This is a genomic window from Microbacterium phycohabitans (genome assembly GCF_032464935.1).
Taxonomy (GTDB): Bacteria; Actinomycetota; Actinomycetes; order Actinomycetales; family Microbacteriaceae; genus Microbacterium; species Microbacterium phycohabitans.
The window spans coordinates 121,232-145,672 of record NZ_JAWDIT010000003.1 but is presented as its reverse complement, the minus strand read 5'-3'; the positions used below and the strand labels follow the sequence as shown (position 1 = coordinate 145,672).

Here is a 24,441-nt window from a genome sequence, read left to right as displayed (position 1 = left end):
TCGCCGGCAATCGTCGCTTCTGTCCGGATCGGAGCGACGATTTCCGGCGACTCACGCAATCGGTGAACGCGCCCATAATGGTCGGGTGCCTATCGACGCTCCCCGCATCAACCCGAGCATCCTCGCCGCCGACTTCGTGAACATGGAGGCCGAGCTCGCGCGCATCGCGGGCGCGGACTTCGTGCACGTCGACGTGATGGACAACCACTTCGTGCCCAACCTCACGTTCGGGCCGCAGATGGTGGGGCGCATCCAGGACACCAGCCCGGTGCCCCTCGACGTGCACCTCATGATCGACGACCCCGACCGTTGGGCTCCCGCCTATGCCGAGCTGGGCGCGGCATCCGTCACCTTCCACCTCGAAGCGGCCGCCTCACCGGTCGCGCTCGCGCGGCAGTTGCGCGCGATCGGCGCGCGCGCCGGGGTGGCGGTGAAGCCCGGCACCCCCGTGGACAACCTCTTCGACTCGCTCAACGAGTTCGACCAGATCCTCGTGATGACCGTCGAGCCCGGCTTCGGCGGGCAGTCGTTCATGCCCGAGACGATGCCCAAGCTGCGCGCCCTCGCCGATGAGGCGAAGCGCCGCGGATCGAGCGTCTGGCTGCAGGTCGACGGCGGTATCGGCGAGTCCACGATCGCCCAGGCCGCCGAAGCCGGGGCCGACACGTTCGTGGCCGGGTCCGCGGTGTTCGGAGCCGACGACCCCGATCGCGCGATCCAGTCGCTGCGCGCCTCCGCCGCCCGCCACCGCCACTGACGGCGCCGCCGCTCAGGGCACCGCCGCGACCTCGATAAACGCCGTTCCTGCGGAGAAACGCCGTCTCTCCGCGTGTCTCGCACGCAGCGGCGTTTATCGAGGCCGGGCCCTGTCGGCCGCACCCCGCGACAACCCCACCCCCCGCGACCCGATACCCTGGAAGCGTGAAGACCTTCGACGACCTGTTCGCGGAACTCAGCGCCAAGGCCGTCGAGCGACCCGAGGGCTCCGGCACCGTGGCGCAGTTGGATGCCGGGGTGCACGCGATCGGCAAGAAGATCGTCGAAGAGGCCGCCGAGGTGTGGATGGCCGCCGAGTACGAGTCCGACGAGGCCGCGGCCGAGGAGATCTCGCAGCTGCTCTACCACCTCCAGACGCTCATGCTCGCGAAGGGCCTGTCGCTGCAGGACGTCTACCGACATCTCTGAGCAGCGCTCTCCCTCCCCGCCCCCACGAACCACGAAAGCCCCCGTCATGCTGCGAATCGCCGTGCCGAACAAGGGGTCGCTCGCCGAGACCGCCGCCGAGATGCTCTCGGAGGCCGGTTACACCGGACGACGCGACTCGAAAGACCTCTACACCGTCGACCCCGTCAACGAGGTCGAGTTCTTCTACCTCCGCCCCCGTGACATCGCGACCTACGTCGGCTCCGGCGCCCTGGACGTCGGCATCACGGGCCGCGACCTGCTGCTCGACGCGCGGATGCCCGGCGCCCGCGAGGTCGAGTCGCTCGGCTTCGCCGGCTCCACGTTCCGTTTCGCCGGCCGCCCCGGCCGCTTCACCGACGTCGCCGACCTGCAGGGTCTGCGCGTCGCCACCGCCTACCCGGGCCTGGTCGACGCCTTCCTCGACGAGCGCGGCATCGCCGTCGACATCGTGCCGCTCGACGGCGCGGTCGAGTCCGCCGTGCAGCTCGGAGTGGCGGATGCCGTGGCCGACGTCGTCTCCACCGGCACCACCCTGCGTCAGGCGGGGCTCGAGATCTTCGGGCCCGTCCTCCTCGAGTCGGATGCCGTGCTCATCGCCGGTCCGCAGGAGGCCGAGGGCACCGAGACGCTCCTGCGTCGCCTGCGCGGCGTGCTCGCCGCCCGCAAGTACGTCCTCATCGACTACGACCTTCCCGCCGCCCTCGTCGAGCAGGCCGTCGCCGTCGCACCGGGTCTGGAGTCGCCCACGATCTCGCCGCTGCGCGACCCCGAGTGGGTCGCCGTGCGAGTCATGAGCCCGCGCCGCGACGTCAACCAGGTCATGGACGCGCTCTACGCGATCGGCGCGCGCGCGATCCTCGTCACCGAGATCCTCGCCGCGAGGCTCTGATGACCCTCGCGCGTCGCGTCATCCCGTGCCTCGACGTCGCCGCCGGCCGCGTCGTGAAGGGCGTGAACTTCCTCGACCTGCGCGACATGGGCGATCCGGTCGAGCTCGCGAAGCTCTACTTCGACCAGGGCGCCGACGAGGTCACGTTCCTCGACGTCACCGCCACCGTCGACGAGCGCTCGACGACCTACGACGTCGTCCGCCGTACCGCCGAGCAGGTCTTCATCCCGCTCACCGTCGGCGGGGGAGTGCGCTCGAGCGACGACGTCGCCCGACTCCTCGCGGTCGGCGCCGACAAGATCGGTGTCAACTCCGCCGCCATCGCCCGCCCCGCCCTGATCGACGAGATCGCCGACCGTTTCGGCGCGCAGGTGATCGTGCTCTCGCTCGACGTCAAGCGCGCGGCATCCACTCCCTCCGGCTTCGTCGTGACCACCCACGGCGGACGCACCGAGACGACCCTCGACGCCCTCGAGTGGGCGCGCGAGGCCGTCGAGCGTGGAGCGGGGGAGCTGCTGGTCAACTCCATCGACGCCGACGGCACGAAGCAGGGCTTCGACCTCGAGCTCGTCCGTCTCATGCGTCAGGTCGCCGCGGTCCCCGTGATCGCCTCGGGGGGAGCGGGTTCTCTCGAGCACTTCGCTCCGGCCGTCCAGGCAGGTGCCGACGCCGTGCTCGCGGCGTCGGTGTTCCACTCCGGCCAGCTCACCGTGGGACAGGTCAAAGACGCCATGGCCGCCGAAGGGATCGAGGTGCGCCGATGAGCGTCGACCGTGTGAAATACGACGCCGACGGCCTGGTCGCCGCGGTGATCCAGCAGTTCGACTCGCGCGAGGTGCTCATGGTCGGCTGGATGGATGCCGAGGCCCTGAACCGCACGCTCACCACCGGCCGCGTCACCTTCTGGTCGCGCTCGCGCCAGGAGTACTGGCGCAAGGGCGACACCTCCGGCCACATCCAGATCGTCAAGGGCGCGCGCCTCGACTGCGACGGCGACACGCTGCTCATCGAGGTCGACCAGGTGGGCGCCGCGTGCCACACCGGCGACCACACGTGCTTCGACGCCGACGACCTGCACCCGGTCGTGGGGGAGCGCTGATGCGCCGCGCCCGCTCCACGGCGGTGCTGGCGATGCTCCTGGCCGGAGCGATCGGCGTGATCGCGTCGACCCAGACCTGGATCGACGTCACCCTCGACGACGGCGCCCAGCAGACGATCGCGGTGGCCGGAGCCGATGCGCTCCCGGTGCTCACCCCGCTGAGTCTGGCCGCCCTGGCCCTCGGGGCCGCGCTGTCGATCGTCGGCCCGGTGCTGCGCTACCTCTTCGGCGTGCTCGGCATCCTGATCGCGGTGCTCGTGGGTGTCGGCACCGCGCAGCTGCTGTTCGCGACGCCCGTGTCGGCGACGGCGGCGGCCGTGACCGAGGCGACGGGGATCTCGGGGACGGATGCCGTCGCCTCTCTCGTGACGGGCCTGTCGCTGACGCCGTGGCCGGCCGTGACGCTGCTGGCCCAGGTCGTGCTCGCGGCCGCCGCCGTCTTCACGCTGGTGACCGCCCGGCGCTGGGCCTCGGGCGCGAGCCGGAAGTACCGCACGGCCGAGGAGGCCGGCACCGCCACGGGTCGCCCGCACGACGCGATCGACTCATGGGACGACCTCTCCCGCGGCGACGACCCCACCGCCTGAGCACACGCGTGCCGGGCTGGGTCCGTTCCCGTTGGGCTCTCCCTCGCGAGAAACGCCGATCCTGCCGAGACACCGCGCGACGACGCATGTCTCGACAGACGCACCGTTTCTCGGCGGCATCGCCGCGGGGCCACCCCACCGCCTGAGACCGACGTCGCGACATCGAGACGACGGCGGGAGAGGCGCACCGCGCTTCGATAGACTGGACCAAAGCTTTCCCCCGCGCCCGCGCGCGACTGTTAGGAGTCCCATGAGCAACCCCATCGGCGATCCCGGCCACGGACACTCGCCCGCCGCCTGGACGGCCGTGATCATCATGCTCGTCGCCTTCACGCTCGGCACGCTGTTCTTCTGGCTCGACATGCCGGTGCTCGTGTGGGCGTCGGTGGGTCTGCTCGTGGTCGGTGCGATCGTCGGCTGGGCCATGACCAAGGCCGGTTACGGCGCAGGCGGCGCGAAGTCCAACCCGAAGGCGCACTGACCGTGCTGGCCGATCTGACGGCCGGAGCGGTGGAGGATGCCGAGCAGCGCGCCCAGTCGCGCCCGCTCGCGGACGTCGAACGCGATGCCCTCGCGCAGACCCCGGCGCGTGATGCGCTGGCCATGCTGGCCCCCGCCGATCGCGTGAAGGTCATCGCCGAGGTCAAGCGCGCGAGCCCCTCGCGCGGCGACCTCGCCTCGATTCCCGACCCCGCGCGACAGGCGCGGCTGTACGAGGAGGGCGGGGCGTCGGCGATCTCGGTGCTCACCGAGGGCCGCAAGTTCAAGGGCAGCCTGGCCGACCTCGAGGCCGTCCGCGCCGCGGTGAGCGTCCCGGTGCTGCGCAAGGACTTCATCGCCACGCCGTACCAGGTGCTCGAGGCGCGCGCCTCGGGCGCCGACGTCGTGCTGTTGATCGTCGCCGCGCTCGACCAGAAGACGCTGACCGAGCTGTACGCGATGGTCACAGACCTCGGCATGACGGCTCTCGTCGAGACCCACTCGGCCGACGAACTCGAGCGCGCGTCCGAGCTGGGCGCGAAGCTCATCGGCGTCAACGCCCGCAACCTGTCGACGTTCGAGCTCGACCGCGACCTGTTCGGTTCGCTCGCCGACCGCTTCCCGGCCGACGCGATCAAGATCGCCGAGTCCGCCGTCCTCGCCCCCGCCGACGTCGCCCACTACCGCGCCGCGGGGGCAGACGTCGTCCTCGTGGGCGAGGCCCTCGTGACCGGCGATCCCGTCGCCACGCTCCGCGCCTTCCTCCAGGAGACGTCATGACCACCGTTCCCGACCAGAAGCTGCGCGATCAGAAGGGGCCGTTCTTCGGCGACTTCGGTGGCCGCTACATGCCCGAGTCGCTCATCGCGGCGATCGACGAGCTCACCGCGGTCTACGAGTCGGCGATGGCCGACCCGGAGTTCCACGCCGAGCTGCGCGCCCTGCTGCACGACTACGCCGGTCGCCCTTCCGCGCTCACCGAGGTTCCGCGGTTCGCGGAGCACGCCGGCGGGGCCCGCGTGTTCCTCAAGCGCGAAGACCTGAACCACACCGGATCGCACAAGATCAACAACGTTCTCGGGCAGGCCCTGCTCACCAAGCGTCTCGGTAAGACACGGGTCATCGCCGAGACCGGAGCCGGCCAGCACGGAGTGGCCACCGCGACGGCCGCCGCCCTGTTCGGCCTCGAGTGCGTCGTCTACATGGGCGAGGTCGACACCGAGCGCCAGGCGCTGAACGTCGCGCGCATGCGCCTGCTGGGCGCCGAGGTCGTCCCGGTCACGACGGGGTCGCGCACCCTGAAGGACGCGATCAACGAGGCGTACCGCGACTGGGTCGCCTCCGTCGAGACCACGAACTACATCTTCGGCACCGCCGCGGGCCCGCACCCGTTCCCCGCGATGGTGCGCGACTTCCAGAAGATCATCGGCGAAGAGACGCGCGCCGAGTTCCTCGAGCGCCTCGGTCGCCTCCCGGATGCCGTCTTCGCGTGCGTGGGCGGCGGATCCAACGCCATCGGCATGTTCGACGCCTTCCTCGACGACGAGGGCGTGGCCCTCTACGGCGTCGAGGCGGCCGGCGACGGCGTCGACACGCCCAAGCACGCGGCATCCATCGGCCGCGGACGCCCGGGCGTGCTCCACGGTGCGCGCACCTACGTTCTGCAGGACGAAGACGGCCAGACGACCGAGTCGCACTCGATCTCCGCCGGCCTCGACTACCCCGGCGTCGGACCCGAGCACGCGTGGCTCGCCGACATCGGCCGCGCGCAGTACATCCCGGCCACCGACGACGAGGCCATGCAGGCCCTCCGTCTGCTGTCGCGCACCGAGGGCATCATCCCCGCCATCGAGTCCGCCCACGCCCTCGCCGGTGCCCTGCGCATCGGACGCGAGCTGGGCCCGGATGCCGTCATCGCGATCAACCTGTCCGGTCGCGGCGACAAAGACATGGACACCGCCGCCCGCTACTTCGACCTCTACGACGCGGAGCACGCGCCGGACACCGTCGAAGGACGCGCGCAGACGCGCGCCGCCGACACCGTGGCATCCGCCCCCGGTTCGCCGGTCGAGGTCGCGCCGGCGCCCGACGCCGCGAGTGGTGCGGGGGTCGAGCTGTGACCTCGCGCGTCGCCGCGGCGATCGACGCCGCCCACGCGGAGGGTCGCGGGGCGTTCGTCGGGTATCTGCCCGCCGGCTTCCCCGACGTCGCCACCAGCATCGAGGCGGCCGTCGCCCTCGCAGAGGCGGGAGCCGACGTCATCGAGCTCGGCCCGCCCTACAGCGATCCCGTCATGGACGGACTCGTCATCCAGGAGGCGACGCAGACGGCCCTGGCCAACGGCTTCCGCATGCGCGACCTCTTCACGATCATCCGCGAGGTCACGGCGCGCACCGACGTGCCGATCCTCGTGATGACCTACTGGAACCTCGTCGAGCAGTACGGCGTCGACCGCTACGCCGACGAGCTGGTCGCCGCAGGCGGTGCGGGCCTCATCACGCCCGACATCACCCCCGACGCCGGCGCCGCGTGGATCACCGCGAGCGAGCGCACCGGTCTCGACCGCGTGTTCCTGGCCGCGCCCACCTCATCCGACGAGCGTCTGAAGATGATCGTCGACGCCTCCACGGGCTTCGTGTACACGGTCTCGACCATGGGCATCACGGGGGAGCGGGCCTCACTCGACGCCGCCGCCCGCGGTCTCGTCGAGCGCCTCCGGGCGTTCGGGGCGCAGCACGCGTGCGTGGGCATCGGCATCTCGAACGCCGAGCAGGTCGCCGGCGTCGTGGAGTACGCCGACGGCGCGATCGTCGGCACCGCGCTGGTCAAGGCGCTCCGCGACGGCGGTGTCGAGGGCCTCTCCTCGCTCGCGAGGGAGCTGTCCGCGGGCGCCGTTCAGCGCGCCTAGACTCGTCTGCATGACGTTCGCCCTCTCGAGCGCCGCCTCCGGCGTGCTCTCCAGCATTCCGAGTCCGTCGATCTCCTACGTCGATCTCGGTCCGCTCCGCATCCACTTCTATGCCCTGTGCATCGTCGCGGGCATCATCGTCGCGGTGCTCCTCACGAACGCCCGGCTGACGCGTCGCGGCGCCGAGAAGTGGGTCGTCATCGACATCTGCCTGCTGGCGGTGCCGCTCGCGATCATCGTGGCGCGCATCTACCACGTCGTCACGCACCTAGGCTTCTACTTCGGCCCCGGCTCGAACCCGTGGAACATCACCCAGCCGGGGTCGGTGTGGGCCATCTGGGAGGGCGGCATCGCCATCTACGGCGCCCTCATCGGCGGCGCCATCGGCGCGATCCTCGGATGCCGGTGGACCGGCATCCGCTTCTGGACGTTCGCCGACGCGCTCGCGCCGGGACTCATCATCGCCCAGGCGATGGGCCGCTTCGGCAACTGGTTCAACCAGGAGCTCTTCGGTCAGCCCACCGACCTGCCGTGGGGCCTGGAGATCGCCGCCGGCAACTCGGCCATCCCCGTCGGACTGCCAGCCGGCACGCTTTTCCAGCCGACTTTCCTCTACGAGGTCATCTGGAACCTGCTGGGCGCAGCCGTCATCCTGTACGTCGGCAAGCGGTTCACGCTGCAGTGGGGCAAGCAGTTCGCGATCTACCTCGTCTGGTACAGCGCCGGCCGTATCGTCTGGGAATCCATCCGCATCGACCCCAGCGACATCATCCTGGGCCTGCGCACGAACGTCTGGGCCGCGATCTTCGGCGTGATCCTCGGCATCGTCATCTTCGTCGTGCAGTCGCGTCGTCACCACGGTCTCGAGCCGTCGCCGTACGTGCCCGGGCGCGAGTCGAAGGCTCCGGGGGCTGTAGACTCAGGCGACCCCTCTGACTTCGTCGACGTGAGCGAGCCGCCCGCGACGAACGACACCGTCGGCACCAGCGCCACAAGCAGCCCCGCCACGAACTAACACTCTGGGCCGACGTCGTCCCATTCGAAGCATCAACGTGAGGACGGTTGATATGGCTTCCAGCCTGCGCTCCGACACCGTCGGAGGAGCATTCCCCGCCCGACAGGGAATGTACGACCCGTCGTTCGAGAAAGACGCCTGTGGCCTCGCCATGGTCGCCACTCTCCGCGGCGAAGCCGGTCACGACATCATCGACCTGGCGCTGACCGCGCTGCGCAACCTCGAGCACCGCGGCGCGATCGGCTCCGACGCGGGCACCGGAGACGGTGCCGGCATCCTGACGCAGATGCCGGATGCGTTCCTCCGCGCCGTCGTCGACTTCGACCTGCCGCCGGTGGGGGAGTACGCCGCCGGAATGGTGTTCCTGCCCCTCGGACACGACGAGCGTGTCGCGATGAAGGCCGGGATCGAAGAGATCGCCCGCCACGAGAACCTCGAGGTGCTCGGATGGCGTGAGGTCCCCGTCGAGCCCGAGAACCTCGGCAAGCTCGCGTACGAGGCCCGTCCCGCCTTCGAGCAGCTGTTCGTGTCGCGGCCGGCCGTCGGCGACCAGCCTGCGCTGTCGGGCATCGCGCTCGACCGCCGCGTGTACCGTCTCCGCAAGCGCGCGCGTCACGAGCTCGAGGCCTACTTCGTCTCGCTGTCGAGCCGCACCCTCGGCTACAAGGGCATGGTCACGACGCTGCAGCTCGAGCCGTTCTACCCCGACCTGCAGGACGAGCGGTTCGCTTCCGAGCTGGCCGTCGTGCACTCGCGCTACTCCACGAACACGTTCCCCTCCTGGCCGCTCGCGCAGCCGCTGCGCATGCTCGCGCACAACGGCGAGATCAACACCGTCAAGGGCAACCGCAACTGGATGCGCGCGCGTCAGTCGCAGCTCGAATCCGAGCTCATCGGCGACGTGCGCCCGCTGCTGCCCATCTGCACCGAGGGCGCCAGCGACTCGGCATCCTTCGACGAGGTCCTCGAGCTGCTGACCCTCACCGGTCGGAGCCTCCCGCACGCCATCATGATGATGGTGCCGGAGGCCTACGAGAAGCAGGCGACGATCGACCCCGACCTGCGCGCCTTCTACGACTACCACTCCATGCAGATGGAGCCCTGGGACGGCCCCGCCGCGCTCATCTTCACCGACGGCACGCTCGTGGGCGCCACGCTCGACCGCAACGGTCTGCGCCCCGGCCGCTGGACCGAGACGACCGATGGCCTCGTCGTGATCGGTTCCGAGACGGGTGTGCTCGACTTCGCCCCTGAGCGCATCAAGCGCCGCGGTCGTCTGCAGCCGGGTCGCATGTTCCTCGTCGACACCGCCGCGCGCCGCATCGTCGACGACGCCGAGATCAAGGCGCAGCTCGCCTCCCTCGAGCCGTGGGGCGAGTGGGTCGACAAGGGCCGGGTGAAGCTCAGCGAGCTGCCCGAGCGCGAGCACATCGTGCACCCCATCGCCTCGATCACGCGTCGCCAGCGCACCTTCGGCTACACCGAAGAAGAGGTGCGCATCCTGCTCACCCCGATGGGCCAGGGCGGCGTCGAGCCTCTCGGCGCCATGGGAAGCGACGCGCCGGTCGCGGTGCTCAGCGACCGCCCGCGCCTGCTGTTCGACTACTTCTCGCAGCAGTTCGCGCAGGTCACCAACCCGCCGCTCGACTCGATCCGCGAAGAGGTCGTGACCTCGCTGTCGCTGGGGCTCGGCCCCGAGCGCAACCTGCTCGACTGGGGTCCCGACCACACGCGCACGGTCACGCTCGACTTCCCCGTCATCGACAACGACGAGCTCGCCAAGATCCAGCACATCGACACCGCCCTGCCCGGGCGGTCGTCGGTGACGATCCGCGGCCTGTACCGCGTCGAGGCCGGGCACAAGGGGCTGCAGAAGCGCCTCACGCAGATGTGCACCGAGGTCGACCAGGCCATCGAAGACGGCGCCGAGTTCATCGTGCTCAGCGACCGCGACTCCAACAAAGACCTGGCGCCCATCCCCTCGCTGCTCATGCTCGCGGCGGTGCACCACCACCTCATCCGCAAAGAGACCCGCATGAAGGTGGGTCTGGTCGTCGAGGCCGGCGACGTGCGCGAGGTGCACCACGTGGCCACCCTCATCGGCTACGGAGCCTCGGCGGTCAACCCGTACCTGGCGATGGAGACCGTCGAGTACCTCGTGCGCGCGGGCTTCATCACGAACATCACGCCCGAGAAGGCCGTCAAGAACCTGATCTACGCGCTCGGCAAGGGCGTGCTGAAGATCATGTCGAAGATGGGCATCTCCACGGTGTCGTCGTACGCCGGCGCCCAGGTGTTCGAGGCCGTGGGTCTGTCGCGCGACTTCGTCGAGGCCTACTTCACCGGCACCGAGTCCAAGCTCGGCGGTGTGGGACTCGACGTCATCGCGGCCGAGAACGCCGCGCGCCACGAGTACGCCTACCCGCAGGATGCCGCGGCGCGCGCGCACGAGCGCCTGTGGACCGGCGGCGAGTACCAGTGGCGTCGCGACGGCGCCCCGCACCTGTTCAACCCCGACACGGTGTTCCGCCTGCAGCACGCCACGCGCGAGCGCCGGTACGACATCTTCCGCGAGTACACGCAGCTGATCGACGACCAGGCGCACGAGCTGAAGACCCTCCGCGGACTGTTCGGTCTGCGCACGGGTCTGCGTCCGGCCGTGCCGATCGACGAGGTCGAGCCCGTCTCGGCCATCGTCAAGCGCTTCTCCACGGGTGCGATGAGCTACGGCTCCATCTCGAAGGAGGCGCACGAGGTGCTCGCCGTCGCGATGAACCGGATCGGCGGCAAGAGCAACACCGGTGAGGGCGGAGAAGACGTCGACCGTCTGCTCGACCCCGAGCGCCGCAGCGCCATCAAGCAGGTGGCATCCGGTCGATTCGGCGTGACGAGCCTGTACCTCACCGAGGCCGACGACATCCAGATCAAACTCGCCCAGGGCGCCAAGCCCGGCGAGGGCGGTCAGCTGCCCCCGACCAAGGTGTACCCGTGGGTGGCGCGCACCCGTCACGCGACCGCGGGCGTGGGACTCATCTCGCCGCCCCCGCACCACGACATCTACTCGATCGAAGACCTCAAGCAGCTGATCTTCGACCTTAAGCGCGCCAACCCCAAGGCCCGCATCCACACCAAGCTGGTCAGCCAGTCGGGTATCGGTGCGGTCGCGGCGGGTGTCGCCAAGGCGCTGAGCGACGTCATCCTGGTCTCCGGACAAGACGGAGGAACGGGCGCGAGCCCCATGAACTCGCTCAAGCACGCGGGCACCCCGTGGGAGCTCGGTCTCGCCGAGACGCAGCAGACGCTCATGCTCAACGGCATGCGCGACCGCGTGGTCGTACAGGTCGACGGTCAGATGAAGACCGGTCGCGACGTGATCATCGGTGCGCTGCTGGGGGCCGAGGAGTTCGGCTTCGCCACCGCGCCGTTGGTGGTCTCGGGCTGCATCATGATGCGCGTCTGCCACCTCGACACCTGCCCCGTGGGCGTCGCGACGCAGAACCCGGTGCTGCGCCAGCGCTTCACCGGCAAGGCCGAGTACATCGTCAACTTCATGGAGTTCATCGCCCAGGAGGTGCGCGAGTACCTCGCCGCGATGGGCTACCGCTCGATCGACGAGATCGTGGGCCGCTCGGAGCTGCTGGATGCCAACGAGGCGATCCAGCACTGGAAGGCGCGAGGCCTCAACCTCGCACCGATCCTCGAGGGTCCCCGCTTCGCCGACGACGAGCCGCGCCGCCACGCCCGCAATCAGGACCACGAGCTCGAGGAGCACTTCGACGTGCAGCTCATCGAGCGCGCGCAGGACGTCATCGCCAACGGCGGTCAGCTCACCATCGATCTGCCCATCCGCAACACCGCGCGCGCGGTCGGGACGATGCTCGGACACCACGTCACCAAGGCGCGGGGCGAGCACGGACTGCCCGAGAACTCGATCGACGTGCGCCTGACCGGCTCGGCCGGACAGTCGTTCGGCGCGTTCATGCCCGCGGGCATCACGCTGCGGCTCGAGGGCGACTCGAACGACTACGTCGGCAAGGGCCTGTCGGGCGGCACGATCGTGGTGCGCCCGCCGCGCGGCTCGACGTTCGCGGCCTCCGAGAACGTCATCGCCGGAAACGTCATCGGCTACGGCGCCACCCAGGGGCAGATGTTCCTGAACGGCGTCGTGGGCGAGCGCTTCCTCGTCCGCAACTCGGGTGCGACGGCGGTCGTGGAGGGCGTGGGCGACCACGCGCTGGAGTACATGACGGGCGGTCTCGCCGTGATCCTCGGGGCCACGGGCCGCAACCTGGGCGCCGGCATGTCGGGCGGACAGGCCTACGTCTACAAGCTCGACCGCGACAAGGTGAACCGCGAAGCCATGGCATCCGGTGAGCTCGTCCTCGGCGCCCTCGGATCGGGGGATGCCGAGATCCTCCGCGACCTGCTCGAAAAGCACGTCGCGGAGACCGATTCCACCCTCGCCCGTCGTCTGCTCGACGACTTCGAGGTCGAGGTGGACAACTTCGTCCGGGTGCTGCCGCGCGACTACGCCGCCGTGCTGCAGACCCGCCAGGAGGCGGTCACCGAGGGGCTCGACCCCGACGGCGACGTCGTCTGGAAGCGCATTCTGGAGGTGACGGGTGGCTGACCCGAAGGGCTTTCTCAAGACCACGGAGCGCGAGCTCCCGAAGCGTCGACCGGTGCCCGTGCGCATCATGGACTGGAAAGAGGTGTACGAGCCGGGTGATTCGGCCGTCATCAAGCGCCAGGCCGGCCGCTGCATGGACTGCGGCATCCCGTTCTGCCACAAGGGCTGCCCGCTCGGCAACCTGATCCCCGAGTGGAACGACCTCACGTGGCGCGGGGAAGGGCGAGCCGCGATCGAGCGCCTGCACGCGACGAACAACTTCCCGGAGTTCACCGGACGCCTGTGCCCCGCGCCGTGCGAGAGCTCGTGCGTTCTCGGCATCAACCAGCCGGCCGTGACGATCAAGCAGGTCGAGGTCTCGATCATCGACGAGGCGTTCGGCAACGGCTGGGTCGAGCCCGAGCCGCCGGAGCGTCTGACGGGCAAGACCGTCGCGGTCGTCGGCTCCGGGCCCGCCGGCCTCGCCGCGGCCCAGCAGCTGACGCGCGCCGGTCACACGGTCGCCGTCTTCGAGCGCGACGACCGCATCGGCGGACTGCTGCGCTACGGCATCCCGGACTTCAAGATGGAGAAGCGCCACCTCGAGCTGCGCCTGCGTCAGATGCAGGCCGAGGGCACCCGCTTCCGCGCGGGGGTCGAGATCGGCAAGGACATCTCGTGGAGCGACCTGCGCGCCCGCTACGACGCCGTCGTGGTGGCCACGGGCTCCACCGTGCCGCGCGACCTCGCCATCCCGGGGCGCGACCTCGACGGCGTGCACTACGCCATGGAGTACCTCGTCGAGGGCAACAAGGCCGTCGCGGGCGATCAGGTGCCGCAGCAGATCTCGGCCGAGGGCAAGCACGTCGTCGTCATCGGCGGTGGCGACACCGGCGCGGACTGCATCGGAACCGCCCACCGCCAGGGAGCGCTCAGCGTCACCAACCTCGCGATCGGCAAGCAGCCGCCCTCCGAGCGCCCGGCCGAGCAGCCGTGGCCGATGATGCCGAACCTGTTCGAGATGGCATCCGCTCACGAAGAGGGCGGAGAGCGCACGTTCCTCGCCTCCACCGTGGAGTTCCTCGGCAACGCCGCGGGAGAGGTGCGCGCGCTGCGCGTGGCCGAGACGGAGTACGTCGACGGCCGTCGCGTGCCCAAGAGCGGCACCGAGCGCGAGATCCCCGCCGACCTCGTGCTCATCGCGATGGGCTTCACCGGCCCCGAGCGCGAACTGCTCGAGAGCCAGCTCGGTGCGCGGTTCACCGACCGCGGCAACGTCGAGCGCGACGCGACCTATGCCACCACGTCGCCGGGCGTCTTCGTCGCCGGCGATGCGGGACGCGGACAGTCCCTCATCGTGTGGGCCATCGCCGAGGGCCGCGCGGCCGCCGCCGAGGTCGACACCTTCCTCATGGGCGAAACGGTGCTCCCCGCGCCGGTGCGCCCGACCGATGTCGCCATCGGCCTCCTGCCCGCCTAAGCTGGCAAGGGCCGATCGGCCACTTCCCGAAAATCCTCACGGAGCTTGAAAACGGATGAGACGCGCCAAGATCGTCGCAACACTCGGGCCCGCCACGTCGTCGTATGAGATGGTTCGCGCCATCATCGACGCCGGGGTGGACGTCGCCCGCCTCAACCTGAGCCACGGAGATTACTCCGTGCACGACGCCAACTTCGCCAACGTGCGGAAGGCAGCGGAGGACGCCGGTCGCCCGGTGGCCGCGCTCGTCGACCTGCAGGGCCCCAAGATCCGCCTCGGCAAGTTCGAGAACGGTCCCCACGACCTGCTCCCCGGCGACATCTTCAAGATCACGATCGAGGACATCCTCGGCACCAAGGAGATCGTCGGCACGACGTTCAAGGGCCTGCCCCAGGACGTCCGCCCCGGAGACTTCCTCCTGATCGACGACGGCAAGGTGCGCGTCGAGGTCGTCGAGACCGACGGCACCGTCGTGACCACCAAGGTCATCGTCGGCGGCCCCGTGTCGAACAACAAGGGCATCAACCTGCCCGGAGTGGCCGTGAACGTCCCCGCCCTGAGCGAGAAGGACGAGTCCGACCTCCGCTGGGGCCTGAACGCCGGCGCCGACCTCATCGCCCTCTCGTTCGTCCGGGATGCCAAGGACATCGAGCGCGTGCACGAGATCATGGCCGAAGAGGGGCGCTACGTTCCCGTCATCGCCAAGATCGAGAAGCCGCAGGCGGTCGACAACCTCGAGGAGATCATCGACGCCTTCGACGGCATCATGGTCGCCCGTGGCGACCTCGGCGTCGAGCTTCCCCTCGAGGCCGTGCCGATCGTGCAGAAGCGGGCCGTCGAGCTGGCGCGCCGCATGGCCAAGCCCGTCATCGTCGCGACGCAGATGCTCGAGTCGATGATCACCAACCCCGTCCCCACGCGCGCCGAGACGTCCGACGTCGCCAACGCCGTGCTCGACGGCGCCGACGCGGTCATGCTCTCGGGCGAGACCAGCGTGGGCGCCTACCCGGTCGTGGTCGTCGAGACGATGGCCCGCATCGTGGAGTCCACCGAGGAACACGGTCTCGAGCGCATCGCGCCGCTGACCAACAAGCCCCGCACGCAGGGTGGCGCCATCACGCTCGCCGCCGTCGAGGTCGCCGACTTCGTCGAGGCGAAGTACCTGTGCGTCTTCACCGAGTCGGGCGACTCCGCCCGTCGCATGTCGCGCCTGCGCTCGACCATCCCGATGATCGCGTTCACGCCGGAGCCCGGCATCCGCCGTCGCCTCGCGCTGACGTGGGGCGTGCGCTCGACGCTGGTGGAGCACGTGTCGCACACCGACAAGATGTTCCTTCAGGTCGACGACTACCTGCTCACCAACGACCTGGCCAAGGTCGGCGACAAGGTCGTCGTCATCTCGGGTTCCCCTCCCGGAATCGCCGGTTCGACGAACGACCTGCGCGTGCACCGCGTGGGCGACGCCGTGCACGGCGCGGCCCCCGGGTACCAGGAAGTCTGACCCCTCACGACGCGCGCCGGTGACCCCGGCGCGCGTCGTGTCGCGTTCCCGCCCGGTACATTGGGAACGCAGCACCTGCCGGTGTGGCGGAATGGCAGACGCGGGGCACTCAAAATGCTCTGTCGAAAGACGTGTGGGTTCGAGTCCCACCACCGGTACGCCCTATCGCATCCGCGGTCTCCCGTGGGTGCGCGAATCCACGTTCTAGGATGGTCTCGTGACTGATCAAGAAGCCGCCCCGGCCACCGCGCCGACCGCACCGCGTCGCGTCGTCGTCGCGGAAGACGAGTCGCTGATCCGCCTCGACATCGTCGAGATCCTCCGCGACAACGGCTTCGACGTCGTCGGCGAGGCGGGCGATGGCGAGACCGCCGTGCAGTTGGCCACCGAACTGCGCCCCGATCTGGTGATCATGGACGTCAAGATGCCGCAGCTCGACGGCATCAGCGCCGCCGAGAAGCTGAGCAAGAATCACATCGCCCCCGTGGTGCTGCTGACGGCCTTCAGCCAGAAGGAGCTCGTGGAGCGCGCCAGCGAGGCCGGCGCCCTGGCCTACGTCGTCAAGCCCTTCACGCCGAACGACCTGCTTCCCGCGATCGAGATCGCCCTGGCCCGCTACGAGCAGATCATCACGCTCGAGGCCGAGGTCGCCGACATGGTCGAGCGCTTCGAGACCCGCAAGCTCGTCGACCGCGCCAAGGGTCTGCTGAACGAGAAGATGGGCCTGAGCGAGCCCGAGGCCTTCCGCTGGATCCAGAAGGCGTCGATGGACCGCCGCCTCACCATGCAGGACGTCGCCAAGGCGATCATCGAGCAGCTGGCGCCCAAGAAGGGCTGACTCCCGCGCTTTTCGAGAATGGATGCCACTTCGGTGGCATCCATTCTTCGTTGGGGCCCGGACCCTTCGACAGGCTCAGGGTCCTCCGCGCCGAGGTGGCTCAGGGTCCGACGCTGGAGGTGGCTGAGCTTGTCGAAGCCTCCGTGGGGCGCCGCGGGTCTCGGACCCTTCGACAGGCTCAGGGTCCTCGGCGCTGAGGGTCCGGCGCTGGAGGTGGCTGAGCTTGTCGAAGCCTCCTTGGGCCCCCGCAGGTCCCGGACCCTTCGACAGGCTCAGGGTCCTCGGCGCTGAGGGTCCGACGCTGGAGGTGGCTGAGCCTGTCGAAGCCACCGGACGCCCCGGGGCGTCAGGCGCGCGGGGCGTCCTTGATCATGTTCGTGATGCGGATGGTCGAGCAGCGGCGGCCCTGCTCGTCGGAGACCGCGATCTCGTGCACGGTGAGGGAACGCCCCAGGTGGATCGGGGTGCAGACACCCGTGACGACCCCCGAGGTGGCCGACCGCGTGTGCGTGGCGTTGATGTCGATGCCGACGGCGAGCTTGCCCGACCCGGCGTACAGATTCGCCGCCATCGAACCGAGCGATTCGCCGAGCACGACGTAGGCGCCGCCGTGCAGCAGACCGACGGGTTGGGTGTTGCCCTCGACCGGCATGGTCGCCACGCAGCGCTCGACCGTGAACTCGACCCACTCGATGCCCATCTTCTCGGCGAGGGCGCCCATGCCGCGCTCCTTCGCCCAGTCGAGGCCGGAAGTGGTGTCGGGAGTCGTGGAACTGCTCATCGTCGCCTTCGTCGTGCCGTGCGGGCGGCCGTGATCGGGCCGGGCCGGGGGAGTGTCCGTGGTTCTCGTTACGCTGGGGGAGTGACGGATGCCGAAAAGCCTACTCTCCTCGTCGTCGACGGCCACTCGCTGGCCTATCGGGCGTTCTACGCCCTGCCGGTCGACAACTTCTCGACGAAAGACGGTCAGCACACCAACGGCATCTACGGCTTCCTGTCGATGTTCGTCAACCTGGTGAAGGCCGAGAAGCCGACCCACCTCGCGGTCGCGTTCGACACCTCGCGGCAATCGTTCCGCACCCGGGAGTACACCGAGTACAAGGCCAACCGCAGCGAGTCGCCGGCCGAGTTCAAGGGGCAGATCCCCCTCCTGCAGGACTGCCTCGCCGCCATGGGCGTCCCGGTGCTGAAGAAGGAGGACTTCGAGGCCGACGACATCCTGGCCACCCTCGCCACGCAGGGGGAGGAGCAGGGCTTCTCGGTTCTGGTCTGCTCCGGCGACCGCGACACCATCCAGCTCGTGACCGACGACATCACGCTGCTGTACCCCAACGTGCAGGGCGTCTCGCAGCTCAAGCGCTACGACACCGACGCGGTGATCGAGAAGTACGGCCTGCCCCCGGCGCAGTACCCCGAGATCGCGGCCCTCGTCGGCGAGACGAGCGACAACCTGCCCGGCGTGCCGAAGGTCGGCGAGAAGACCGCCGTCAAGTGGCTCACCCAGTGGGGCTCGCTCGAGGCGCTCCTCGACAACGCCGACAAGATCACCGGCGTCGTCGGCAACAACCTGCGCGAGCACCTCGACGCCGTCAAGCGCAACCGCGCGCTGAACCGCCTGCTGCGCGACGTCGAGCTCCCGGTCGGTCCGAAAGACCTCGCGGTCCAGCCGCTCGACGCCCAGGCCGTCCGTGACATCTTCGCCCGTCTGGAGTTCCGCACGCTGCTGCCGCGCGTCTTCGATGCGCTCGGCGGAGAAGGCGGCATCGTCGAAGAGGCCCGGCCGACCGCGACCGCTCCGACGCCCGCACGCCTGGACCCCGACGCCCTCGCCGCCTGGGCGGCTGACGCGCAGGGCGAGGTGGGGGTGACCCTCAGCCTCTCCGGCACCACGCCCACGGCGATCGGCCTCGCGTCGGGCGACGCGGCCGTCGAGGCCGAGTGGAGCCCGGCGGTCCGCGACGCGTTGGCGTCGTGGCTGGCATCCGATGCCCCCAAGGTGTTCTCCGACGCCAAACCCCAGATCAAGGCCCTGGCCCGTGAGGGGGTCTCGGTGGGCGGCGTGGCGTTCGACGTGCTGCTGGCCGGATGGCTCGTGCGTCCGAGCTTCCCCGACAAGACGCTCGCCGACCTCGTGGAGCGCGAGCTCGACGAGAAGCTCCCGGTCGCCGATCCCACCCAGCTCGTGCCCGAGACGGAAGGCGCCACCCCCGCACAGTTGTCGTGGTTCACCCGCCGGGTCGCCGCTGCGCAGCGCGCCACCATGCCCGAGAAGGTCGCGAGCGTTCTCGACGACATCGAGCTGCCGACGCTGACGGCGCTGGCCGACATGGAGCTCGCCGGCGTCGCCGTGTCGCACGAGAAGCTGTCGAGCTTCTCGGCCGAGCTCGGTGCGCGCGCCGACGCGCTCGCGCGCGACGCGTACGCGGCGATCGGTCACGAGGTGAACCTCGGCTCGCCGAAGCAGTTGCAGGAGGTGCTCTTCGACGAGCTCCAGCTGCCCAAGACTCGCAAGACCAAGAGCGGTTACACCACGGATGCCGCGGCTCTCGCCGACCTCCAGGAGAGCGCCCCGCACCCCTTCCTCGACCTGCTGCTGCGCCACCGCGAAGCGACGAAACTCAAGCAGATCATCGACGCCCTCGACACCGCGACCGGCGCCGACGGACGCATCCACACCACGTACGTGCAGACAGGCAGCCAGACCGGTCGCCTGTCGAGCACCGACCCCAACCTGCAGAACATCCCGATCCGCACCGAGGAGAGCCGTCGTATCCGCGCGGCCTTCGAGGTGGGCGAGGGATACGAGACGCTGCTCACGGCCGACTACTCGCAGATCGAGATGCGCATAATGGCGCACCTCTCGGGAGACCCGGGACTCATCGAGGCGTTCAACTCGGGCGAAGACCTGCACCGCTTCGTGGGTGCGCGCGTCTTCGGCGTCGAGCCCGAAGACGTGACGCCCGCGATGCGCACCAAGGTGAAGGCGATGTCGTACGGCCTCGTCTACGGCCTCTCGGCCTTCGGCCTCTCGAAGCAGCTGCGCATCGAGCAGTCCGAGGCCAAGAAGCTCATGCTCGAATATTTCGCGCGTTTCGGCGCGGTGCGCGACTACCTGCGCGGTTCGGTGGAGCAGGCCCGTCAAGACGGCTACACCGAGACGATCTTCGGGCGCCGACGGCCGTTCCCCGACCTCACGAGCATGAATCGCGTCCTGCGCGAGAACGCCGAGCGCGCCGCACTCAACGCCCCCATCCAGGGCAGCGCGGCCGACATCATGAAGGTGGCGCTGTTCCGCATCCGCGAAGAGCTGGCATCCGAGGGTCTGCGCTCGCGCGTGCTGCTGCAGATCCACGACGAACTCGTCGTCGAGGTGGCGGCGGGGGAGTGGGATGCCGTGGAGGCGATCGTGCGCGCGCGCATGGCCGACGCCGCCGAGCTCTCGGTGCCTCTCGATGTGCAGATCGGTCGCGGAGGCGACTGGGACGAAGCGGGACACTGAGTCCGGCACCGACCGTTCCTCCCCAGGCCGACGAATGCACAGCCGGAGGGGACGGGGTGCGCCGTCGTCGCAGCTTCCCTAGGCTCGGAGGATGACAGACGCACACCGCACCCCCACGCCGATCGACACGATCGCCGACGCGTGGGTGGACACCCTGGCCGAGCGGGAGCCGACGCTCGCCACCTACATCGGCCGGTTCGAGCACAACGGGCGCTTCGGCGACTACAGCCCCGAAGGCGCGGAGGCCCTCTTCGCCGACGCACGCGCCACGCGGGCCGCGCTCGCGGGCGCGGAGCCGGTCGACGCGATCGACGCCGTCACGAAGATGGATCTCCTGCGCGAGCTCGACCTGATGGTGGAGTTCCACGAGGCGAACGTGCACCTGCGCGATCTCAACGTCATCGCCTCACCGGCGCAGGACATCCGCTCCACCTTCGATCTCATGCCGACCGCCACGGTCGACGACTGGTCCACGATCTCGGAGCGCATGAAGGCTCTCCCCGGGGCGATCGACGGCTACGTCGCAACGCTGCGTCGCGGTATCGCGCAGGGCGTCGTCCCGGCGCGCCGACAGGTCATCGAGGTCGTGACGCAGATCGCCCGCTACACCTCCGACACGGGCTTCTTCGCCGAGTTCGTCGGCGAGGCCGCTCCCGAAGAGGGTCAGCTGCCGGCATCCCTCGCTCGCGACCTCGCGCAGAATTCCAACGCGGCGCGCGTCGCCTACGACGCCCTCGCCTCGTTCCTGTCGAGTGAACTGGCTCCGGCGGCGGGAGAGGTCGACGCGGTGGGCCGGGAGGTCTACGCCCTGCACTCCCGACGGTTCCTGGGCGCGGAGATCGACCTCGACGAGACGTACGAGTGGGGCGTCGAGGAGCTCGCGCGCATGGTCGCGGAGCAGGAGGCGATCGCGAACGAGATCCTCCCCGGCGCGAGCGTCGAAGAGGCCGTGGCCTTCCTCGAGAAGGACGAGTCGCGAAAGCTCCGCGGTACCGCCGCCCTTCAGGAGTGGATGCAGCGCACGAGCGACAGGGCCGTGGAAGAACTCGGCCGCACGCACTTCGACATCGCCGAGCCCATCCGTCGCCTCGAGTGCATGATCGCCCCGACCAACGAAGGCGGGATCTACTACACCGGCCCGACCGACGACTTCTCCCGTCCCGGTCGTATGTGGTGGTCGGTGCCCGAGGGCGTCGACACCTTCGACACCTGGCGCGAGCTCACGACCGTGTACCACGAGGGCGTTCCGGGCCACCACCTGCAGATCGCGCAGGCGGTGCACAACCGTGCCGAGCTCAACTCCTGGCGACGTCTGCTCGCGGGCACGAGCGGGCACGCCGAAGGCTGGGCCCTGTACGCCGAGCGGCTGATGGAGCAGCTGGGCTACCTCGACGACCCCGCCGACCGCCTCGGCATGCTCGACGGGCAGCGCATGCGGGCGGCGCGTGTGGTGCTCGATATCGGCGTGCACCTGCAGAAGCCGCGCCTCGACGGCGCCGGCACCTGGGACCACGACTACGCCCTCGCATTCATGCTGAAGAACGTCAACATGAGCGAGGAGTTCGTGCGCTTCGAGGTCAATCGCTACCTCGGATGGCCCGGGCAGGCGCCGTCGTACAAGGTCGGTCAGCGCATCTGGGAGCAGGTGCGCGCCGAGGAGCAGGAACGCCGCGGAGCGGATTTCTCGATGAAGCAGTTCCACACGCGCGCCCTCGACATCGGCGGCGTCGGGCTCGACACGCTGCGCGCGGCTCTCGCATCCGCCTGAGTCCGGCAGGCGTCCGGCCCGGGGTGCCTCTCGTCAGGCGGTGAGGCACTCCGGGCGGATCGCGCCGGTGCGTGGATCGTGGATCGGGGAATACCCGGCGGTCGCGTAAAGTTCATTCATCCGAATGCAAGGAGACCCATGGACGTTCGCCCTCTCGAGCTCGGCCTCGATACCTTCGGAGACATCTCGCGCGGCCCCGACGGGTCGCTGCTGTCCGACGCTCAGACCATCCGCAATGTCGTCGATCAGGCGGTGCTCGCCGACCAGGTGGGCGTGTCTTTCTTCGGGGTGGGGGAGCACCACCGCAAGGACTTCGCCGTGACGAGCCCGGAGATCGTCCTCGCCGCGGCGGCCGCGCGCACCGAGAACATCCACCTCGGAACAGCGGTCACGGTCCTCTCCAGCGACGACCCCGTGCGCGTGTACGAGCGCTTCGCGACCCTCGACGCCGTCTCCAACGGGCGCGCCGAGGTGATCCTGGGGCGGGGCTCGTTCATCGAGTCGTTCCCCCTGTTCGGCTACGACCTCGCCGACTACGAGGTGCTGTTCGAGGAGAAGCTCGAGCTCTTCTCCCTCCTCCTGCGGGAGAAGCCGGTCACCTGGTCGGGACGCACGCGCGCCGCGCTGCAGGACGCCGACGTGTACCCGAAGACCGAGAACGGCCTGAAGGCCTGGGTGGGGGTCGGGGGTTCGCCGGAGTCGGTCGTGCGCACGGCCCGATACGGCTACGGCCTCGTCCTCGCGATCATCGGGGGCTCGGCGGCGCGGTTCCGGCCCTACGCCGATCTCTACCGCCGGTCGCTCGATGAGCTCGGTAAGCCCCAGATGCCCATCTCGGTGCATTCGCCGGGGCACATCGCAGCGACCGACGAGCAGGCGTGGGAAGAGGCGTACGAGGGCGTCGCGGAACTGAACAACACGATCGGACGCGAGCGCGGCTGGCCGGAGTACAACCGCCTGCGGTTCCAGCACGACGTCGGCCCCGAAGGATCGATGTACGTGGGGTCGCCCGAGACGGTCGCGCGCAAGATCGCGGCCACCGTGCGCGCGCTGGGTAACAGCCGTTTCCAGCTCAAGATGGCCAGCGGTTCGATCTCGCACGACCACCTGCTGAGCAGCATCGAGCTCTACGGCACGCAGGTCCTGCCCCTCGTGCACGACATGCTCGCCGATGCCCCCGTCTCGCGGTGACCACGACCACCGACACCATCCGGGTGTCCGAACGCCTCGACGCCCTGCCCTTCACCCGGCGGCACGCGAAGATCCTGGGCGGATCCGGCCTGGGGTGGGCCCTGGACGCCATGGACGTCGGGCTCATCTCGTTCGTCATCGCCGCACTCAGCGTGCAGTGGCAACTCGCCCCGACGCAGGCCTCGTGGATCGCCTCGGCGGGCTTCGCCGGGATGGCGATCGGGGCGAGCCTGGGCGGTCTGCTCGCCGACCGCTTCGGTCGCCGCCACGTCTTCGCCCTGACCCTGCTGGTCTACGGCGTGGCCACCGGGGCGAGTGCGCTCGTCGGCGGGCTCGCGGCCCTTCTGGTGCTGCGCTTCATCGTCGGCCTGGGGCTCGGGGCGGAGCTGCCGGTGGCTTCGACCTACGTCAGCGAGTTCGCCCCGGCGCGCATGCGCGGGCGTCTCATCGTCTTCCTCGAGGCGTTCTGGGCGGTCGGCTGGACCGCTGCCGCGGTGATCGGCTACCTCGTGGTGCCGGCGGCCGCCGACGGCTGGCGGTGGGCCTTCGCGCTCGGCGCGATCCCCGCGGTCTACGCGCTGCTCGTGCGCTGGGGACTGCCCGAGTCGCCGCGCTGGCTCGCCTCGCGCGGACGCAACCCCGAGGCCGCGGCGATCGTACGCGACCTCGAGGCCGCCGCCGGGCGGGTCTCGCTCGAGCCGTCGAGCGAGGGAGTGGCGGCATCCGTTCCCGCTCCGCGGCCCCGCATCCGCGCCCTCTGGGCCCCCGCGCTGCGCGCACGCACGGCGAGCCTGTGGGTGCTGTGGTTCTGCGTGAACTTCTCGTATTACGGGGCGTTCATCTGGATCCCCACGATCCTCGTCTCGCAGGGCCACGACCTCGTGCGCTCGTTCGGTTTCACCCTCGTGATCACGCTGGCCCAGCTGCCGGGATACGCCGCGGCGGCGTGGCTGATCGAGGCCTGGGGGCGACGCGCGACGCTCGCGACCTTCCTCGCCGGGTCGGCCGTCTCGGCGGTGCTGTTCGGCACGGCTTCGGGCGAGGTCGCGGTGATCGCCGCGGGCATGGCCCTGTCGTTCTTCAACCTGGGCGCGTGGGGCGCGCTGTACGCCGCCACCCCGGAGACCTATCCGACGGCGCTGCGGGCGACGGGCGCGGGATGGGCGGCCGGGGTCGGGCGCATCGCCTCCATCCTCGCTCCCCTCGCTGTGCCGCCCCTGCTCGGATTCGGGGGAGCGCCCCTTCTCTTCGTCGTGTTCGCGGCGTTCTTCGCGATCGCCGTCGTGGCCGCCCTGTTCCTGCGCGAGCAGCGCGGGCGCGCGCTTTCCTGACCCGCGCGCACCGGCTCACTCCGCGCGGGCCGCACCCGCACACCACGTCGAGCGTCCAAGA

At 69.8% G+C, this 24,441-nt stretch carries 20 protein-coding genes and 1 tRNA gene; 20 read left to right on the top strand and 1 reads right to left on the bottom strand.

What is annotated here, in order from left to right; translation table 11 throughout:
* Positions 1-85 precede the first annotated feature (85 nt).
* The 16 genes from rpe (at position 86) to RWH44_RS09205 (ending at position 16,591) form a co-directional block, all read left to right on the top strand.
* A complete protein-coding gene (gene rpe, locus RWH44_RS09280) occupies positions 86-757 on the top strand; it encodes a ribulose-phosphate 3-epimerase (RefSeq protein WP_298872939.1) in 672 nt (223 codons plus the stop codon).
* 164 nt (positions 758-921) lie between these two features.
* Positions 922-1,185, top strand: a complete 264-nt coding sequence (locus RWH44_RS09275; RefSeq protein WP_076675494.1) for a phosphoribosyl-ATP diphosphatase — start codon at positions 922-924, stop codon at positions 1,183-1,185.
* A 46-nt stretch (positions 1,186-1,231) separates the two neighbouring features.
* Positions 1,232-2,074, top strand: a complete 843-nt coding sequence (gene hisG, locus RWH44_RS09270) for an ATP phosphoribosyltransferase (RefSeq protein ID WP_316004363.1) — start codon at positions 1,232-1,234, stop codon at positions 2,072-2,074.
* A complete protein-coding gene (gene hisF, locus RWH44_RS09265; protein WP_316004362.1) occupies positions 2,074-2,838 on the top strand; it encodes an imidazole glycerol phosphate synthase subunit HisF in 765 nt (254 codons plus the stop codon). Before hisG ends, hisF begins: the two co-directional genes overlap by 1 nt.
* Positions 2,835-3,173, top strand: coding sequence for a phosphoribosyl-AMP cyclohydrolase (gene hisI / locus RWH44_RS09260; protein ID WP_076675490.1), 339 nt, complete (start codon positions 2,835-2,837; stop codon positions 3,171-3,173). Before hisF ends, hisI begins: the two co-directional genes overlap by 4 nt.
* Positions 3,173-3,760, top strand: coding sequence for a Trp biosynthesis-associated membrane protein (locus RWH44_RS09255; protein WP_298872942.1), 588 nt, complete (start codon positions 3,173-3,175; stop codon positions 3,758-3,760). The genes hisI and RWH44_RS09255 overlap by 1 nt, the downstream gene beginning before the upstream one ends.
* A 250-nt stretch (positions 3,761-4,010) precedes the next feature.
* On the top strand, positions 4,011-4,241 hold the full coding sequence (locus RWH44_RS09250) for a DUF6704 family protein (RefSeq protein ID WP_298872943.1): 231 nt from the start codon (positions 4,011-4,013) through the stop codon (positions 4,239-4,241).
* A 2-nt stretch (positions 4,242-4,243) separates the two neighbouring features.
* Positions 4,244-5,020, top strand: a complete 777-nt coding sequence (gene trpC / locus RWH44_RS09245; RefSeq protein WP_316004361.1) for an indole-3-glycerol phosphate synthase TrpC — start codon at positions 4,244-4,246, stop codon at positions 5,018-5,020.
* Positions 5,017-6,360, top strand: coding sequence for a tryptophan synthase subunit beta (gene trpB / locus RWH44_RS09240; RefSeq protein WP_298872945.1), 1,344 nt, complete (start codon positions 5,017-5,019; stop codon positions 6,358-6,360). Before trpC ends, trpB begins: the two co-directional genes overlap by 4 nt.
* Positions 6,357-7,148 carry a tryptophan synthase subunit alpha gene (trpA, locus tag RWH44_RS09235; RefSeq protein WP_298872946.1) on the top strand — a complete coding sequence of 264 codons (792 nt, stop codon included), beginning with the start codon at positions 6,357-6,359 and terminating at the stop codon, positions 7,146-7,148. Before trpB ends, trpA begins: the two co-directional genes overlap by 4 nt.
* Positions 7,149-7,158: 10 nt before the next feature.
* Positions 7,159-8,163, top strand: coding sequence for a prolipoprotein diacylglyceryl transferase (gene lgt, locus RWH44_RS09230; protein ID WP_316004360.1), 1,005 nt, complete (start codon positions 7,159-7,161; stop codon positions 8,161-8,163).
* 52 nt (positions 8,164-8,215) lie between these two features.
* Positions 8,216-12,793: a glutamate synthase large subunit gene (gene gltB, locus RWH44_RS09225; RefSeq protein ID WP_316004359.1), complete on the top strand. Its 4,578-nt coding sequence runs from the start codon at positions 8,216-8,218 to the stop codon at positions 12,791-12,793.
* Positions 12,786-14,252, top strand: a complete 1,467-nt coding sequence (locus RWH44_RS09220; protein ID WP_316004358.1) for a glutamate synthase subunit beta — start codon at positions 12,786-12,788, stop codon at positions 14,250-14,252. The genes gltB and RWH44_RS09220 overlap by 8 nt, the downstream gene beginning before the upstream one ends.
* A gap of 55 nt (positions 14,253-14,307) precedes the next feature.
* A complete protein-coding gene (pyk, locus tag RWH44_RS09215) occupies positions 14,308-15,753 on the top strand; it encodes a pyruvate kinase (protein WP_298872950.1) in 1,446 nt (481 codons plus the stop codon).
* A gap of 77 nt (positions 15,754-15,830) precedes the next feature.
* Positions 15,831-15,911, top strand: a tRNA-Leu gene (locus tag RWH44_RS09210).
* Between the two features lie 59 nt (positions 15,912-15,970).
* Positions 15,971-16,591, top strand: coding sequence for an ANTAR domain-containing response regulator (locus RWH44_RS09205; RefSeq protein ID WP_076675473.1), 621 nt, complete (start codon positions 15,971-15,973; stop codon positions 16,589-16,591).
* A 346-nt stretch (positions 16,592-16,937) separates the two neighbouring features.
* Here RWH44_RS09205 and RWH44_RS09200 read toward each other — a convergent pair whose 3' ends face one another.
* Entirely contained in the window at positions 16,938-17,372 is a 435-nt protein-coding gene (locus RWH44_RS09200) for a hotdog fold thioesterase (protein WP_298872951.1), read from the bottom strand.
* 81 nt (positions 17,373-17,453) lie between these two features.
* Between RWH44_RS09200 and polA the strand changes: the two genes are divergently transcribed.
* The 4 genes from polA to RWH44_RS09180 all read left to right on the top strand — a co-directional run bounded on the left by polA (position 17,454) and on the right by RWH44_RS09180 (position 24,380).
* Positions 17,454-20,090, top strand: coding sequence for a DNA polymerase I (gene polA, locus RWH44_RS09195; protein WP_316004357.1), 2,637 nt, complete (start codon positions 17,454-17,456; stop codon positions 20,088-20,090).
* A gap of 91 nt (positions 20,091-20,181) precedes the next feature.
* Positions 20,182-21,858, top strand: a complete 1,677-nt coding sequence (locus tag RWH44_RS09190) for a DUF885 domain-containing protein (RefSeq protein WP_298872954.1) — start codon at positions 20,182-20,184, stop codon at positions 21,856-21,858.
* 138 nt (positions 21,859-21,996) lie between these two features.
* Positions 21,997-23,049 carry an LLM class flavin-dependent oxidoreductase gene (locus RWH44_RS09185; protein WP_316004356.1) on the top strand — a complete coding sequence of 351 codons (1,053 nt, stop codon included), beginning with the start codon at positions 21,997-21,999 and terminating at the stop codon, positions 23,047-23,049.
* Positions 23,046-24,380, top strand: a complete 1,335-nt coding sequence (locus RWH44_RS09180; protein WP_316004355.1) for an MFS transporter — start codon at positions 23,046-23,048, stop codon at positions 24,378-24,380. Before RWH44_RS09185 ends, RWH44_RS09180 begins: the two co-directional genes overlap by 4 nt.
* Positions 24,381-24,441: the final 61 nt, after the last annotated feature.